Raw genomic sequence first — 16,043 nt, forward strand, 5'->3', positions numbered from 1 at the left:
GCAGGTTGCTTCATGCCTCATGCTCCGCAAGCCTGAGAACCAAGGCAAGATTGGTTACTTCATGAGCGCGGACAAAGTCAAATGGCGTCACCCAGTACTCCCTGGCGACACCCTCTTCATCGAAGCTGAGATCATCAAGACTCGCCGCAACATCGGCTTTGCAAGCTGCCGCTGCGTCGTCAATGGTGAAGTTGTTTCCTCAGGCGAGCTCAAGTTCGCTCTAATTGACGAGTAAGCTCAAAACTATTACACTCCAAAAAGGCTAATTACCTCTCCGGTAATTGGCCCTTTTTCGCTCATCCAGACTGATTACTGGGTAAAAATGTTTCTCCTTTTAAGTTTCTGTCTAGTGAGCATGACTGGATATTTAGGACTGGTTACTAAATCAAAATAAGCTAAGCAACCAATGAAAATATGGTGCACAGTTGATATAGCCTCGTTATTTGCGAGATATTTTTACACAGACAAATAGAAACAAAAAAGACATTTAGGGTTCAGCTATTCAAGCAGGCTCTTAAGGCCATCGAAAAAGCTTTCAGTCTCTTCCTCCGTCGCTTCCGCACCCATTATGTCGTCATAATCTAGCTCAATAATATCCTTAAATGAGAGTTCCTTAAGGAAAATACTCGGCTCACAACTGACACGGTCGCCGTACTTTGTGCGCCAAGCACAATAGGACATTGTGAATTCATCTTGGGCTCTTGTTATACCCACATAGAGGAGCCGTCTTTCTTCATCAGTCGTCCCCTCATCGAGTGAACGCTTGTGGGGTAGGATACCATTTTCAAGGCCCACTAGATAGACGAGTGGGAATTCTAGTCCCTTGGAGGCGTGCAGCGTGATCATGCAGACCCCCTTTTGCTTCTCGATATCGTCATCCTTGTCGGATTGGAGCGCCATGTGATCCAAGAACTTTTGAAGCGTGCGTTTCTTCGTGGTGGCGTGTGCTAGATCTGAGCGCAGGTCATTGATACCTTCTGAGCGCTGTTTCTTCTCATTCTCAGTCTTACAGTGGCGGTGCATCCATTCTTGGTAACCAATATCTTGGATAAACTCATGGAAAACAGTTCCCATACATTCCTCACCACTGGCAAAGCGTTCGTGGTATTTGAGTATGATTTCAACGAAAGTATTCACGCTGTTCCGCACCTTTGTACTGAGCTGATTCAAGACCTCATCAACGCCCATTGCCTCCCATATGCTGCATTCGCGTTCTCGGCTGCATTCTGTGATGAGCAAGGCTGAGCCTTGGCCGATTCCTCGTGGCGGTGCATTCAAGATACGGAGCAAAGGAACGTCTGAAATTGGGCTATTGAGCACCTGAAGGTAGGCGACACAGTCTCGCACCTCTTTGCGGTCAAAGAAACTTTGAGAACCAACCACCCGGTACGGGATCTTCATATCACGCATTGCTATCTCAAGGTTGCGGCTTTGGGCGTTAGTGCGAAAAAGAATAGCAAAATCTTCCCAAGGAGTCTTTTCTATAGCATTGCGCTCATGCATTTCCTCTGCGATAAACTCAGCTTCTTCCTCATCACCAGGCATGGTGATGAGGCGTAATGGTTTACCACCAGGATTGAATGGTTTAAGTTCTTTCTCGCGACGGCCATAGTTGTGTTTGATCAACGAGTTTGCTGTGTTCAGAACCGCTGCTGAACTTCGATAGTTTACCTCGAGTAGAATCACTTTAGGGTTTGGGAAAAAGCGCTCGAACTGCAAAATGTTTGTCACATCCGCTCCGCGCCAGCCATAGATACTTTGGTCGTCATCACCTACCACACAGACATTGAAGGGTTTTCCAACGAGTTGCTGCAGAAGCTTCATCTGAAGGCCATTGGTGTCTTGAAACTCGTCCACTGTGATGTGGGTGTATTTCTTGCGGATCGTCTCACGCACATCCGAGTGCTCACGGAGGAGCTTTTCCGCCAGTAGCAAGAGATCATCAAAATCCACAGCATTTTGAGCTCGCAGTTCGTTATTGTAGGCAAGCGCAATGGCGCCCACTAAATCATCGGCCTGGTCTTCAGCTGGAATTCCTGCGTTTTTATTATTTGAAATGAGGCTGATGACGTCGTTGGCATCGAGGTTGATGTCTTTCCCTCCCTTGCGGATAATCAACTGCTTGATCATGCCCATCTGGTCTTGGCCAGAATAAATGGTGAAATTCTTTTTGTAACCCAGTTTCTCAATTCCTTCACGGAGGATTCGCACACAAAGCGAGTGAAAGGTACACACGGTGATCACCTCTCCAGCTTCCTTAGAAACCATGCCGCAGACGCGCTCTTTCATCTCCACTGCTGACTTATTGGTGAATGTCACAGCGAGGATGTTCTCAGGAAGGACACCGCGCTGAAGCATATTGGCGATACGACACGTCACTGTGCGTGTTTTGCCCGTACCTGCACCAGCGAGAATAAGCACTGGCCCGTCGAGCGAGTTTACAGCCTCGCGCTGCGCGTCGTTGAGACTGGAAAGAGAGAATCCTGTAGACATATGGCCTCGATGGAAGACCTCATTGACTAGCGTGTCAAATAGCGATTAGTCACTTCAACGTCTTTTGTGACTTGAGACCCAATTTATTGTCTTTGCCTACAAATACTCCCTCAAACACCACCGCACTGGATCGGTCGAGTAGGTAGCCGAACTCACCATTGTTGATACAATCACTATTCCTCCATTCAATATGGTTGGCACGCTGAGCGATAAGGCCGGAGAATCGATTTTTGCTTACATTCGTATCCTTAGCAGAAAGACTAGCGTCTAGATTTAGATAAATGCCGGATTCTCGGTTACTAGTAGAGTGCACGTCTCTCAGTGTTGCGAGTGACTTGACACCCGACACAACGATTCCAGACTTTGAATTCCTTTCACACTTTGAAGACTCAAGTACCAGCTTAGCCCCACCCCACACATCGACTCCATGGTCTGCGTTGCCTTGAAAGACAGAATCTTTCACATGCGCGCTGCCGGCTAGTCCAAAGAGCGCAAGGCCATCCCAATAGTTGTCTAGGAACCTACATTGTTCAATTTTTGCCATACCACCACTAACTGCCATACCATGATTTGCTGACGATAATACTTCAACATGCTTGAGAACTAAGCGACCACAGCTCAACAAAACTAGCGGGTACTTCCCAGTGTCATCGATGAAGCCGCGAATGGTTAGATTGGATAAATGGGAATCTTTTTTGGGATGAGCGAAGTGAAGGCCTGCCCCCTTGAGTGTTCTCGATTCTAATACCGTAACGCCAACTCCAGCCCCCTTAATTTGGACCGGCTTGTTGATTTCTACTTCCACATAAAAAACTCCCTCTCCAAGCTCAATTGTCCCACCTTTTCGGAGGAGAGTGTAGGCTTCATCGAATGAGGCAACATCAGCTGGGACACGCAAGGTCTGCGGGTAGGATAACAGCCTTTCTTGCAATGCCAACAATTTCGGGTGCTCGCCTAGTCGTCCAATCTCAGACTTAGCTTGGTCTACTAGCTTAGGTGAGTATTGACCAGTATCCTCAAGCTCAATTTCTCGCAGCACAGACTCTACCGCAACTTCAATCAACCTCATGCTATCAAGCTTCTCCGTCATTTCATCGAGTATCTTTTGGTGCACATCAAGCTTTCTCAACTCACCCAAATTTGCCGTCGCAGCCTCAACATCCATTGCAGAAAAAGCATTTGAAAACGACTTACTAAACTTCACAATGCGCTGGCATCGCAGTACAGCTTGTTCGTATTTTTGTTTAAGGGAAAGGAATGCTGCATCTTGCTCACCGAGCATTCGATATTTCACCAAGCCCGCTGACGCTTCATCGAGCTTCTCAGTTTGGATATTATTTAATATCACTTGCTCAAGCTTGTCCAATTCGAGACTAAGAGCAATTGCACGCTTGTGCTCAACTATCTGTGACTTCAACACCTGCACTTCTGCTGAATACTCGCGATTCACATCTAAAATACTAGCCCGTCTTAGCACGCGCGCAGCTTGCTTTAACTCCCCTCCTAAAATGTGACTCTGAACCTCAAAGAGACATTCTTGCACATCATCTTTAAGAGCACTCTGGGCTTGCGCTATACGATTAATTTGTAGTTGGAGAGAGCTCTCGACAGCATCCTTCCGGAGCTTGTAAAAAACAGCAACTACCACCACCGTGATTAGTAACACGATTAACAAAAATCGCGATTTACTGAATCCCTGTCGTTTATGGCGATGCAATCTTGAATAAGAGCTTCTCATCTAGTTCTAGCTTATAGGATATATATGTACAAACCTAGTCTATAAATCCCTGAACTGTAGGCATGCGTCGGCACATACCAAATGCTCTAGATGTCACACGTATGCCTGGCGCGGCCTGTTGGCGCTTCCATTCATTCAAATCAACTTTACGCTGCACCCACCTCACTGTGTTTTCATCGTAGCCATGGCCCTTGATTATTTCATCACATGACAATTGGTAGTTCACATACAGCTCTAATATCAAATCTATCAGAACATACGGTGGGACCGTTTCATTTCCGTACTTATGTGAGTTCTTTGAGGCTTCCTCTTCACGCTCGATGAGAGCCTTCGGGATTAACTCCTTCTCACTATTTGTGAAATTAGCCAACTTGTGCACGATAATTTTAGGTACATCACTTAGTACTGCAAGACCAAGAGAGCTATCCCCACCTATAAATTGGTGACCAATCGACAGATCTGATTTATTAGCAGAGGATAGCACGAGGTAATTATTATTCCTAGCATACGCCATCAACAGCATAGCTCTTACCCTCGAGGTAATTCCTTGATCGACCAGCGGGTGGTCGAGGTCTGTCAAAATTTCACCTAAAACCAAATCCGCTGACTGCTTCACAACATCAACCGATATGTTTGTGTGTTCTATACCGAGCTTTTCCACCAGCTGGATGGCTCGACATACAGATTCTACCGCTTGCGTCTCATCCGGTATAACCAAAACCTTAACTTGCTCGGCTCCTAGAGCTCGGACAGCTAGACTAGCTACTAGTGATGACTCAACATTACCATCAAGAATCATAGTCACGGCCCCAAATCCAGCCTTTTGAGCATAATCCTGGATACCAAGAATTAGGCCTTTATGGACATCCTCAACGTCAATGCTGCGCATACTGGGTGCCTCTGAGCCCCTCTCGGTAATATCCACAACTTTAAAACATGAAATGAAGCCTGGTAGATTAGAAATCTCATTGCCATCAGCATCAAGCACTAGCGAATTCCCGTCGAAGACAAGCTGCTCGTTCATACCTACTGCATTACAGCAGACCAATGGAGCATTAGCTCCGCAAGCAACAACTTCAAGTAAGCTGGCGCGATGCTTAGGCATCCCTGTATGGAAAGGTGATGCGCTAATGTTGATGATGAGGTCTGCACCATCATCCTTTAATTCTGCAATAGGATCTCTTTGATAAATAGGCCTACGAATGTAGTCCTCCAGCCAGATATCCTCACCAATTGTAAGACCAATGCGTCTTCCCCCAAAATTGAAAGCCTTACATTCTGATGATGGTTCGAAATATTTATGCTCATCAAACATATCATAAGAAGGCAACAAGGTCTTCCAGATCTTTTGACGCACTCCGCCTTGGTGCAGGAATGCTGCAGCATTGCGCAGCGGCCTACCTGGCTGAATGAAGTCGTGAAAGTCAACATACCCAACGATAAGTGGCACATCACCCGTTTCGTCAGCTAGGTAGTCTAACGCCTGTAGACATTTACTCACAAAGCGCTCCTTGGTTACTAAATCACGAGGAGGATACCCGACCAACGACATTTCTGGAGTCACGACGATTTCAGCCCCAGCATCCACACACGCTCTATAGGCCTGCATGATGCGTTTTGCGTTCCGAGGGAAATCGCCGATGTTAGAATTTATCTGTGCTATACCTATCTTCATGTCAGATAATGCGAACGTAACCCGAAGTCAGATTTTACCAAAGCCCGAATTCACTATATTCTAGAGCGTAAACTCCCATCAGTATATTAGCCACACTATGCATGACCACGCACGCTGCTAGGCTTTTAGTTCTGACTGCCAGCCAGTACATCAATGAGCCAAACACAAATGCCCCCAGATAGTCAGCAGGCTGGTGGATTAACATAAAGGCTCCGGTCGTCACCAGGTAACTCAAACGTTGAGGTTTACCGAAAGGCACCCCCCAGTAATTGCCATCTGGCTTGACTAAAAAGCGCATGAGAAAACCACGCCAAAAGAGCTCTTCAAATAGAGCCACAACCACAGCAGCACGTATGAAGCGTAAAATCGTAGAGCACCAATAACCAGCAATTCCGAACTCTGGAAGTAACACACTAGGGTCAAAACCTTCATCGCGTGGAGCCAACCCAAAATACTTTAAGTTCCCAACCGAATGCTCAGTGTACCCAAGAGCATCATACAAATATGAAGGAAAAATCCACAAGGCGATACCGATGACGCCCAGAACAGCCCCGAGAAGCACCCCCTTTGTGGGTCTAAAATTATAAGTCTTCCAAAAAAAACAAAGAACACCTCCAACAATAACTGTCTGTAAAGGAAACATCCATTGTTCTGGCCATTCTCGCCACCATGGGGCATTGGGGTGTGCCCACTCCATCCCACTCTCGCAAGCGATCTGCATCAGCATGTCCAGCACCATGAACATAACCATTGGTGCCACGTAGGCGTAATTCTTGTTATCTCTAATATCAGTTAGATTCATACGGGAGATTCTAGACTACTAACAAATCGCTCCATGCGATCCATTGCAATCACAATTTCTTCCATAGAAGTTGCATAACAACAACGCAGGAACCCTTCACCGCATTCGCCGAAGGCATTACCTGGTACTGCCGCAACATTAGTGAATTCTAACAAACGCATCGCAAACTCCTGACTAGTAAGGCCGAATTTACTAATTTCAGGGAAAACATAAAAAGCTCCACCTGGATTGTGGCAGTCGAGACCCATTTCATTGAGGCGTTTCACCATGAAATCGCGTCGACGGTGGTAACTCTTCTTCATTTCAAGAACTGACGTTGCCCCATTCAGCAAGGCTTCAATCGCTGCTGCCTGACTGGTTATGGGAGCGCACAACATTGAATACTGATGAATCTTCATCATGGCTTCGATGATTGGCTGAGGAGCACAAGCATAACCCAGACGAAAACCAGTCATAGCAAACGCTTTTGAAAACCCGTGAAGCAGGATAGTTCTTTCCTGCATTCCAGCTAAACTGGCTATCGATGTGTGGTTAGGATCGTCATAACGTAACTCACTATAAATTTCGTCACTAATAACCATGAGGTCGTGCTTAACACACAGCTCAGCAATTTCCTGTAGATCATCATTTGAGATTATCGCGCCAGTTGGATTGGTTGGAAAATTCAACATCAACACCCTGCTCTTAGATGTTATAACCTTCTCTAGAGCGTCAGCCTTGAGAGAAAATCCATCTTTTTTGAAGGTAGGGACAGACACGGCCTCACCATAAGCCATCGCAATGCTCGGACAGTAGGAGACATAGCATGGTTCATGATAAATCACTTCGTCACCAGGGTTGAGCAACGCTCTCAGAGCCAAATCAATAGCTTCACTCACGCCGACGGTCACTAGAACTTCGCTCTCGGCCTTGTAATCAACCTTAAAGAAGTCATTCACGTACCCAGAAATAAGCTTTCGTAGATGAAGCAACCCCAGATTTGATGTGTAGCTTGTGTGCCCTTTCTCCAATGAATAGATGGCAGCTTCCCTAATATTCCAAGGGGTCTGGAAGTCCGGCTCACCGACACCCAATGAAATGACGTCATCACGTCCCTGCACTAGCTCGAAAAAGTCACGGATTCCTGACCGGGGTACCGCTGCGACTTGCTGGGCAATTTTATTTGAATAATCCATCTACAAACTAGGGTGAAACTACGAGTCGACCTTCTGGCTCTTCTTGCTCGAAGAGGAAGCCGTGCTCTTTGTATGCTTTCAGTCTGAAATGGGTTGCCGTAGATAATACTCCGTCAATGGTGCTAAGTTTTTCACTCACGAAGCGTGCAACCTCGCGCAGACTAGACCCTTCGACTGTGACCATGAGATCATAGCCACCACTCGTCAAATAGCATGCTTCTACTTGCTCAAAGCGTGCGATGCGCATGGCGAGGCGGTCAAAGCCACCGCCACGTTCTGGGGTAAGCTTCACCTCGATGAATGCCCCCACTCTAGTACAACCTGCTTGTTCATGATCAATCACAGCATGGTAACCTAGGATAGTGGCGTCCTTTTCCCAAGCCGCAACTTTCTCAGACACTAATTTTTCGTCTAATTGGAGTATATCTGCTATCTCTTTATGGGAGTATCTAGCCTTTTGGCTAAGCAGTTGGAGTAGTGGATCGACTGACATGGTGAGAAGGAATTAGCGAATCATGGGCAGTTTGCCAACAATGGAACGAAAAAAATACAATCTAAATGTAGGGTATGCTTGCGTTCAGTCCTATGCCTTATAGAAAGAGTTGCGCCAGTCAGCCATTTGACCCTCCTCAGCAAGCAAACAATCTCACGTAACAATCAATAAATGCCTATAAAAAAACACACTCATAAGAAATTCACAAGCTTCCTCGCTTACGCAGCCAGCTTGGGGTTACTACAAGCAAACCCGAGCGACCTTAATTTCTCAAGATTTGCAGATAGCACGGTCACTCCATCACCTGCCTGTCTTGCGGTACACGCTAATGGAGATGTATTTGTTGGCGTAGATCTACTTGGATCACTCGGCAAAGGGCCTGATAAAGGCAGCATCGTCAAACTTCAAGATACCAATAACGATGGAAAAGCTGACAAACACACAGTCTTTGCTAAACTCGACCACCCGCGCGGCATCATTGCTATGGGAGATAAAGTATACGCTCTACATGCAGACTACGCTGGATCCATGCCTATGAAAGGTATGTACCTCTCCGTACTTGAAGACAAAGACGGCGACGGAGTTGCTGATGGTCCACCGAAGCACCTCATTAAAGACGTTTCGACAATCAAGTTCAACCGCGACCGCGGAGCAGACCACACCACCAATGGCATCCGCATGGGTATTGATGGCTGGATTTATATCGCTGTTGGAGATTTTGGATTCGTCGACGCTGAAGGCACTGACGGCAAAAAAATGACGCAACTCGGAGGTGGCATCCTCCGCGTTCGTCCTGACGGAAGTGAGATGGAAAAATACACATACGGACTCCGTAACATCTATGATGTAGCGATTGATCCATTCATGAATATCTACACCCGCGGCAATACCAACGACGGTGTGGGCTGGTGGATTCGCTTTATCGATCAGATTCAGACTGGTGACTACGGCTACCCTAGCCTCTACATGTACTTTACAGATGAGACCATCCCAGCACTCTGTGACCTAGGATCCGGCTCTGGCACTGGCGCACTCTTCATGGACGAGCCAACATGGCCAGCTAAGTACAACAAGCAGCCGATGATGGCTGACTGGGGACGCAACCACATTTACATCCATCGACTTACTCAAGACGGTCCGACATTCACTCAGAAAGTAGAAGACTTTATCGGCACTTCACAACCAACAGATCTCGATGTTGACGGCTCAGGTCGCATGTTCATCGCGGCTTGGCAAGGTGCTGGCTACAAAGGAAACCCAGGAAAAGGCTACGTAGAACGTGTTGTTCCCACAGGCTGGAAGTACAAGGCATTCCCAAAGCTCTCCAAGCTCAGCCCTGAAGACTTAGTCAAAGGCATCAAGTCAGCTAGCGCAACAACACGACTAGCCACACAACAAGAGGTTCTAGAGCGCGGCACGAAGGTTAAGCCTGTTAGCGTCTTAACCATAGCTCAGGACACCTCAGCAACTCCAGAAGTTCGAGTGGCAGCCATTTTCACCTATGCTCAGATGACTGGCGCAGATGGTGTGAGCGCACTACAGAAATTAACTGAAGATAAAGTTGTACGTGAGTTCGCCCTACGCGCGATTGCTGACCGCAAATCAGTCGCGGAGAAGACTGCCATCGATCCGTTTCTTAAAGGACTCAAGTCAAGCGATGACCGCGTCAAGGTAGCCTCGCTCGTAGGCCTCGCTCGTATCGGGAAAGCTGAAGCCGCGAGCGAAGTTGTAAAACTTGCAGTCACAGAACCACGTGAATTTTCAACTCCAAAACCTGGCAAGCCACTCTTTGAATCAAAAAAAATATCTGCAAAAGAGACTGTCAACATTAGCGCCAAACTCGACGGAAAAAGTAACCAACTATTCCTCATCACCAAAAAGGCGGGACGCAATAGCAACGATCACACTTCTTGGTTCAATCCCAAAATCACAGTGAACGGCAAAACTCGTGAACTAAAGAAATGGAAAAGGAAGAAAGCTAAGAGAGGACGGGGTAAAACAGCTCTCAACAAATCTTTTGTTGGCAAGCCGCTGAAGCGCATGGATGGCAAGCCGTTTGATTACGGTATAGGCACACACTCCGACTCCATCATCGAGTTTAGGATCCCTGAAGCATTCATGTCTGGCACATTCTCAGCCACTGCAGGCTTTGCCGACACAACCGCAGGCACATCAACTGCAAAGTTCATCGTTAGTCAATTCTCACCAACGAGCAGTGGTCGCAAAAAAGGGCCGCATTTCACACCTAACTCAAAGATTGTCGTACCTCACATTGCAGTGCAGACACTGCATGAGCTTAATGGTGTTGATGCATCCCTCGCCGCGATTGACACACCAGCGCAAGATGGTGCCATTTGGGCGCTTCGTCGCATGCACGATTCCAAGGGCGTGGATGGCCTCATCGCCAAACTTAATGCCGCTACAGATCAGACACTAAAAGTAAAACTCATGGATGCCCTTGCTCGCCTCTACAGCAAGGAAGCACCCTATGACGGTTCATGGTGGTGGAGTACGAAGCCTGATCCAAGTGGCCCATACTTTAAGCCGATCACTTGGTCCGCCTCAGAGAAAATTGCCAAAGCATACATTGCTGAAGTGAAGAATGCTGATGCAGGACATAAGGCTCTGTTCACCACTATAGCGAAAAACAACAAAGCGTTCATCCCTGGACTCAACGATGTCGTTGTTGATAAGGGGCCTAAAGTACCTAAAGTTGGAGAACTCTCCATTGAGGATGTCATTCTAGCATTTGAAAAATATAAGCCTAACAAGCTTAACGGCAAGAAAGTCCTCAAGACGCAAGCTTGTATCGGTTGCCACAGCATCGAGAACGTAGATCCAAAGAAGGGTCCAGATCTCAATAAGATTGGCTCAATCCTCGATAACCTTGCTATCGCTGAAGCTATTCTCAAACCAGAAGCTACGATTGCTGACAACTGGGTTGATGCAACCATGAAGGACGGCACAGTTCATAACGGTACACTCGTAAAAAAGGACGCCGCTACCGTGATTGTTAGAAATATCGCAGGAATTGAAACCAAGCTCAATGCAACTGATGTGACATCCGTCAAGAAAGCCACCTCAACAATCATGGGGCCCCACCTCGTAGACGACCTCACCATCCAACAATTCGTTGACGTGGTCGGCTACCTTTCTTCCAAGAAGTAAGGCTCTAGGTTCACAAACAAAAAAACGCTCTCACCTATTGCAGGTGAGAGCGTTTTTTTATACTACCTGAATGAGAAATTTAGTCCCTCATCGGGCGGCATAAGAACTTAAGATTTTGCTGTATAGATAGAGGCAATACCGCCACTCAGTGGGGTACACTTCACATCAGAATACCCCTGAGCTTCGATCAGTTTAACCATTGGCCCACCACTTGGGAAATCCCCGATAGATCCCGCTAGATAACTGTACGCCCCTTCTTCACCAGTCAATAATCCAGCAATCTTTGGGAGGATGTTATTGAGGTAATAATCGTAAGGTTTACCAAGGATTCCTTTTGGAGTAGAAAAATCCAGCACAAGCAAATGCCCACCTGGGCGAATCACTCTGCGCATTTCAGTCAATGCTGCTGGATAATCTGCCATATTTCTAAGGCCGAAGGCTACCGTGAGGACGTCACTAGAATTATCCTCAAATGGCATATTCATAGCATCCACCACCTGCGTATTTTTCACGCCTCGCTGGGTAGCGTGCGCCAACATCTCTGGGCAAAAATCAGAAGCCACAAGATTTGACTCCGGGCACACTTTTTGTAGCTCTAACGCTAGATCTCCGGTGCCGGTCGCAACATCAAGAATATCCTTGGGTTGCCAAGCTTTGACAATGCGGCCCACCTTCTTCCTCCATAGAATGTCAGTGCCCATACTGAGGACGTGATTCGTAATAACATAGCGATCAGCAATCTTACTGAAGGCGTTCTTAACAAATGTTGGATCTTGCATGATAATTTTATAAAATTGAACTTCGCTAACCAGGAAGAATATCTCGGTAGACACCCGGGTCACTATTCGGGATTTCTGTAGCCCCTATCGCTTTCTCGTAGAATTCGCGAGGGCCCACGCCTCCGATCACCCCATAGACATATCCAGACTCTTTCAGAGCCTCCATACAACGGAATAAGAGCGCCTTACCGATACCAGTTCCTCGCGCTTTTTCGGAGACACCTGTTGGTCCATAGAATCCCTTTGCCGTAGTTTCAATACAGGCGAAACCAAGAATTTCCTTATCTCTCGTAGCGATAAAGCAAGTTACTGGCTGACGACTAAATGCCACCTTCACCTCACTCACCCACTTTGGCGAAAAGTGCTCACCCACCCAGCCTGACACAATGTGCCTTTCATAGGCGTTGGCTCGGCGAAGGGTGATGCCTTTATATTTTAAGCTCTCGTTGAGTTGAGCCGAATCGGGCAACTCGCAGAGATTCACTAACATATCGATCATACTATTAGAATCTAGTGTTAGTTCGCGCCTTACAAACCTAAAAGTTCAAGAAATGGCCATGACTCAATCTCACGCTGACCACGTATAACATCAGTGATAACCTCCACCCCACACATATCTTCGACAATCCCCTTATTGGTGACCATCGCTGTATCAAGCTCCTCTACGAGGTTATTAAAAATAAGTCCCGCAGGCTCAATGCCACGTGAGCGCATGGCTTCAACAGTGAGTAGAGTGTGATTAAGCGCCCCTAGTTTGTTTCCGACAACCAGCAATACAGGATCATTTAGATCTTTCGCTAGTTCAGCCACACCGTAATCCTTTCCATTAATTGGCACGAGTAAACCTCCTACTCCTTCTGTTATCACCACCTGATGATCTACTCCTAGATTAGTTCGAGCTTTAACCAAAGCTTGTGTGTCGACAGGGGCATTCTCAAACATCGAAGCCACATGAGGTGCCGCTGGAGTCTTAAACCATAATGGATTAGATTGCTCAACTGTAATCACATCATCTGAAGCGTCCACCAACTCAAGCGCATCATTCCTGTCGCCACAGCAAATTGGTTTATACCCCACTGCATCCACTCGCTCAGCCCGCAGTGCGCGGATAATCAAAGAGCTGACATATGTTTTCCCGCAGTCCGTATCCGTGCCAGTTATAAAAAGTCCCTTACTCATAGAATTGATCTGACGATGAAGTCCCCCTTTTACTGCAGTATAGTTTAGAAACATGCAAGCACAGCGAGCACTTATCGACCGATTATTACAGCCCATTCATCGCTGGCTCATCCCCCTTTGAGAAACTCAAGCTCTCAATTTCACCGCTGATCAGAAACCATATCACGATCGCTAGGATCAAGGCCGCTATCTTTGCTATCCAATGTTTTTTCAGCATCATCATCTTCTATTTTCTCTTCTGGCAAAAAGATCTCTTCAAGCATCTCTCTAAACTCACTTTCACACAAATTGCGCTTTAAATCACCATTGATAGCAATAGATATTCCACCAGTTTCCTCGCTCACAACAATAGCTACCGCGTCAGTCTCTTCAGTTAGACCAATGGCAGCTCGGTGGCGCAAACCCAGCGTTCTATCGGTAAGTTCTTTCTGACTCACTGGAAACACGCAACCCGCTGAGGCCACACGACCTTGTGAAAGAATCATTCCTCCATCATGTAGTGCTGCCTTTGGATAGAAAACACTCTGGGCTAATTCAGGGGAAAACTCAGCATCCAATCTAACTCCAGTCTCTTGGTGATCACTCAGTGTTATTTCCTTTTCTAAAGCGTAAAGAGCACCAATACGGTTCTTTGAAAGCTGAATGACTGAATCAGCCAACACCGACGTGAACTCTAACCGTTGTGTCTTTGAGAATGTAAAAAACTTACTACTCCCCAACTTAGCCAGAGCAGTGCGCAGTTCGGGCTGGAATATGATCACCAATGCCAATGCACCATAAATGACAGACCTAGTCAGAATCCAAGCGATGACTTTTAACTGGAAGATGAATGCTAGCGAAGTTGCAATCGCTAAGATCATCACAATACCTACCAATATGTTCGCTCCCCTAGTGGCCCTAAATGCGCGATACAACTGATAGATACCAATCCATAGTATGAGCATCTCCACTCCGTCGCGCCAATGTTCTTGCAGAAATTGCATCCAGAACATATCTAGCCATATTACCTAATCATGGGAAGAATTTATTTAATATACTCACAAATCTCTCTATTTAACTTCTGGTAGAATAAGTACCAAAAAGCGCCTACCGTGCTTCACGGTAGGCGCTTTTTGTAATCGAATTTTAGGCAACTGCTACTCAGTTGCCGCAGGCTGAACTGGAGCATCTTTGTTGAGATCCTTAAGAAGCTCTGCAGTCACATCATACTTATCCTTTATGAATGCGAATACTGGAGTGCGTGTTGCACTGCGTGATGACTGATCAACAATTACGTCGAAGTCCTGCTCACGGGCGTAGTCAGCTATCTTGGACTGGATATTCTCTAGGATAGCGCGCTGCTCTTCACCAGTTTGCTCACCGAGAGCTTTACTCTGACGCTGGAGCCACTGACGACGCTCATTATCTGCAGCATTGCCTTCACTCACTTTAAGCTTAATCTGGCGCTCAATTTCGAGACGCTTCTTATCACTGATAGTGGCATCACCACGCTGCTTACTGAGTTTTTCGATCTCTGACTGAAGGCCGCGAATATGCTCAAGACGACTTGCATTATCCTTCTGGATACGCTCTTGGTCAACCTTGACTTGCGCTTGCACTTTCTTCGTCATATGAAACTCATTGAACAGCATCTCCATGTTCACTGAAGCAATTTTAAGATCTTCAGCGCTTACAGAAGAGAGGCACATTGCAGTAGCTGCAGAGACTAGGAAGGATTTTAGGATATTTTTCATAGATAATTGAATCTTCGAGATAGATTTAAAACGCGGTAAATGTGCATAGCTAAAGCGACTACGTCAACGTCGATTCACTAATCTTTTTTCTTTATTCTTGTCGTTTCAGTAGCCATTTTCCCGCCAGCAACACATTATGGACATTGTCACTACTGTTACCGACCTTCTTTTCGCGAAGAAGAAACACCTCACTGCTCCGGTTCTCGTTCCCACCATGGGAGCGCTTCATGATGGGCATCTCGCCCTAATAGATAAAGCCAGAGCTATCGCTGGCCCAAATGGCTGCGTCGCTGTTTCTATTTTCGTGAACCCAATCCAGTTTGACAACCCTGATGACCTCGAGAACTACCCATCAACACTCTCACGCGATGTAGCCCTCTGCAAAGAGCATGGTGTAGATCTCCTCTTTACTCCCGAGGCTGGCAGCCTCTATGCAACCAACCGATCAACCACAATCACTGAAAACTCTCTCTCAGCAGAACTTTGTGGAGCCACACGTCCAGGTCACTTTGATGGGGTCTGCACAGTTGTCGCGAAACTCTTCAACCTCTTCTCCCCCATCGATGCTGTCTTTGGCAAGAAAGACTACCAGCAGCTAGCCATCATCAACCGCATGGTTAGGGACCTTAATTTCCAAATTATTATTCATGGTGTCGACACAGTTAGAGAGAGCGACGGACTTGCCCTCTCATCACGTAATGTCCGTCTTACTACGAAAGCTAGAGCTCAAGCCCCCGTTATACGAGAAGCCATGCTCCTAGCTAAGCAATCTCTAGAGTCAGGCGTTGACAGCAGCGCGCAACTAATA

Annotated in this window: 14 protein-coding genes; 3 read left to right on the forward strand and 11 right to left on the reverse strand. The window is 46.7% G+C overall.

What is annotated here, in order from left to right; all coding sequences use genetic code 11:
• Positions 1-235: hotdog domain-containing protein (locus ABGY95_RS03595; protein ID WP_347440338.1), on the forward strand; the 235-nt coding region annotated here is incomplete at its 5' end.
• Between the two features lie 263 nt (positions 236-498).
• On the opposite strand, the gene ABGY95_RS03600 is transcribed toward ABGY95_RS03595, so the two are convergent.
• The 6 genes from ABGY95_RS03600 to ABGY95_RS03625 form a co-directional block, all read right to left on the reverse strand.
• On the reverse strand, positions 499-2,493 hold the full coding sequence (locus tag ABGY95_RS03600; protein ID WP_347440339.1) for a UvrD-helicase domain-containing protein: 1,995 nt from the start codon (positions 2,491-2,493) through the stop codon (positions 499-501).
• A gap of 49 nt (positions 2,494-2,542) precedes the next feature.
• Positions 2,543-4,159, reverse strand: coding sequence for a right-handed parallel beta-helix repeat-containing protein (locus ABGY95_RS03605; protein WP_347440340.1), 1,617 nt, complete (start codon positions 4,157-4,159; stop codon positions 2,543-2,545).
• Positions 4,160-4,265: 106 nt separating this feature from the next.
• Positions 4,266-5,906 (reverse strand): NAD(+) synthase, encoded by a 1,641-nt coding sequence (gene nadE / locus ABGY95_RS03610; protein WP_347440341.1) that lies wholly within the window; start codon positions 5,904-5,906, stop codon positions 4,266-4,268.
• Between the two features lie 34 nt (positions 5,907-5,940).
• Positions 5,941-6,708: a CAAX prenyl protease-related protein gene (locus ABGY95_RS03615; RefSeq protein ID WP_347440342.1), complete on the reverse strand. Its 768-nt coding sequence runs from the start codon at positions 6,706-6,708 to the stop codon at positions 5,941-5,943.
• Positions 6,705-7,883, reverse strand: a complete 1,179-nt coding sequence (locus ABGY95_RS03620; protein WP_347440343.1) for an aminotransferase class I/II-fold pyridoxal phosphate-dependent enzyme — start codon at positions 7,881-7,883, stop codon at positions 6,705-6,707. Before ABGY95_RS03620 ends, ABGY95_RS03615 begins: the two co-directional genes overlap by 4 nt.
• Before the next feature lie 7 nt (positions 7,884-7,890).
• Positions 7,891-8,376 carry an Lrp/AsnC family transcriptional regulator gene (locus tag ABGY95_RS03625; protein ID WP_347440344.1) on the reverse strand — a complete coding sequence of 162 codons (486 nt, stop codon included), beginning with the start codon at positions 8,374-8,376 and terminating at the stop codon, positions 7,891-7,893.
• 171 nt (positions 8,377-8,547) lie between these two features.
• Here ABGY95_RS03625 and ABGY95_RS03630 point away from each other — a divergent pair, with 171 nt between their 5' ends.
• On the forward strand, positions 8,548-11,544 hold the full coding sequence (locus ABGY95_RS03630) for an NPCBM/NEW2 domain-containing protein (RefSeq protein WP_347440345.1): 2,997 nt from the start codon (positions 8,548-8,550) through the stop codon (positions 11,542-11,544).
• Between the two features lie 107 nt (positions 11,545-11,651).
• On the opposite strand, the gene ABGY95_RS03635 is transcribed toward ABGY95_RS03630, so the two are convergent.
• The 5 genes from ABGY95_RS03635 to ABGY95_RS03655 all read right to left on the reverse strand — a co-directional run bounded on the left by ABGY95_RS03635 (position 11,652) and on the right by ABGY95_RS03655 (position 15,235).
• Complete coding sequence (locus tag ABGY95_RS03635; RefSeq protein WP_347440346.1) at positions 11,652-12,323, reverse strand: ubiquinone/menaquinone biosynthesis methyltransferase; 672 nt, start codon at positions 12,321-12,323, stop codon at positions 11,652-11,654.
• 25 nt (positions 12,324-12,348) lie between these two features.
• The gene (locus ABGY95_RS03640; protein WP_347440347.1) at positions 12,349-12,822 is read right to left on the reverse strand and encodes a GNAT family N-acetyltransferase; all 474 of its coding nucleotides are present in this window, start codon (positions 12,820-12,822) and stop codon (positions 12,349-12,351) included.
• Positions 12,823-12,851: 29 nt separating this feature from the next.
• A complete protein-coding gene (bioD, locus tag ABGY95_RS03645; RefSeq protein ID WP_347440348.1) occupies positions 12,852-13,502 on the reverse strand; it encodes a dethiobiotin synthase in 651 nt (216 codons plus the stop codon).
• A 140-nt stretch (positions 13,503-13,642) separates the two neighbouring features.
• Positions 13,643-14,485 (reverse strand): diadenylate cyclase CdaA, encoded by an 843-nt coding sequence (gene cdaA, locus ABGY95_RS03650; RefSeq protein WP_347440349.1) that lies wholly within the window; start codon positions 14,483-14,485, stop codon positions 13,643-13,645.
• A gap of 153 nt (positions 14,486-14,638) precedes the next feature.
• On the reverse strand, positions 14,639-15,235 hold the full coding sequence (locus ABGY95_RS03655) for an OmpH family outer membrane protein (protein ID WP_347440350.1): 597 nt from the start codon (positions 15,233-15,235) through the stop codon (positions 14,639-14,641).
• A gap of 136 nt (positions 15,236-15,371) precedes the next feature.
• Between ABGY95_RS03655 and panC the strand changes: the two genes are divergently transcribed.
• Positions 15,372-16,043: pantoate--beta-alanine ligase (gene panC / locus ABGY95_RS03660; RefSeq protein WP_347440351.1), on the forward strand; the 672-nt coding region annotated here is incomplete at its 3' end.

Source organism: Rubritalea sp. (genome assembly GCF_039830215.1).
In the GTDB taxonomy this organism is placed as follows: Bacteria; Verrucomicrobiota; Verrucomicrobiia; order Verrucomicrobiales; family Akkermansiaceae; genus Rubritalea.

Coding starts and splice junctions, on each gene's coding strand:
- bioD (WP_347440348.1), bottom strand. CDS start 13,502: ATGAGTAAGGGACTTTTTATAACTGGCACGGATACGGACTGCGGGAAA.
- ABGY95_RS03630 (WP_347440345.1), top strand. CDS start 8,548: ATGCCTATAAAAAAACACACTCATAAGAAATTCACAAGCTTCCTCGCT.
- ABGY95_RS03635 (WP_347440346.1), bottom strand. CDS start 12,323: ATGCAAGATCCAACATTTGTTAAGAACGCCTTCAGTAAGATTGCTGAT.
- ABGY95_RS03640 (WP_347440347.1), bottom strand. CDS start 12,822: ATGATCGATATGTTAGTGAATCTCTGCGAGTTGCCCGATTCGGCTCAA.
- ABGY95_RS03620 (WP_347440343.1), bottom strand. CDS start 7,883: ATGGATTATTCAAATAAAATTGCCCAGCAAGTCGCAGCGGTACCCCGG.
- ABGY95_RS03600 (WP_347440339.1), bottom strand. CDS start 2,493: ATGTCTACAGGATTCTCTCTTTCCAGTCTCAACGACGCGCAGCGCGAG.
- cdaA (WP_347440349.1), bottom strand. CDS start 14,485: ATGCAATTTCTGCAAGAACATTGGCGCGACGGAGTGGAGATGCTCATA.
- ABGY95_RS03615 (WP_347440342.1), bottom strand. CDS start 6,708: ATGAATCTAACTGATATTAGAGATAACAAGAATTACGCCTACGTGGCA.
- nadE (WP_347440341.1), bottom strand. CDS start 5,906: ATGAAGATAGGTATAGCACAGATAAATTCTAACATCGGCGATTTCCCT.
- ABGY95_RS03655 (WP_347440350.1), bottom strand. CDS start 15,235: ATGAAAAATATCCTAAAATCCTTCCTAGTCTCTGCAGCTACTGCAATG.
- ABGY95_RS03625 (WP_347440344.1), bottom strand. CDS start 8,376: ATGTCAGTCGATCCACTACTCCAACTGCTTAGCCAAAAGGCTAGATAC.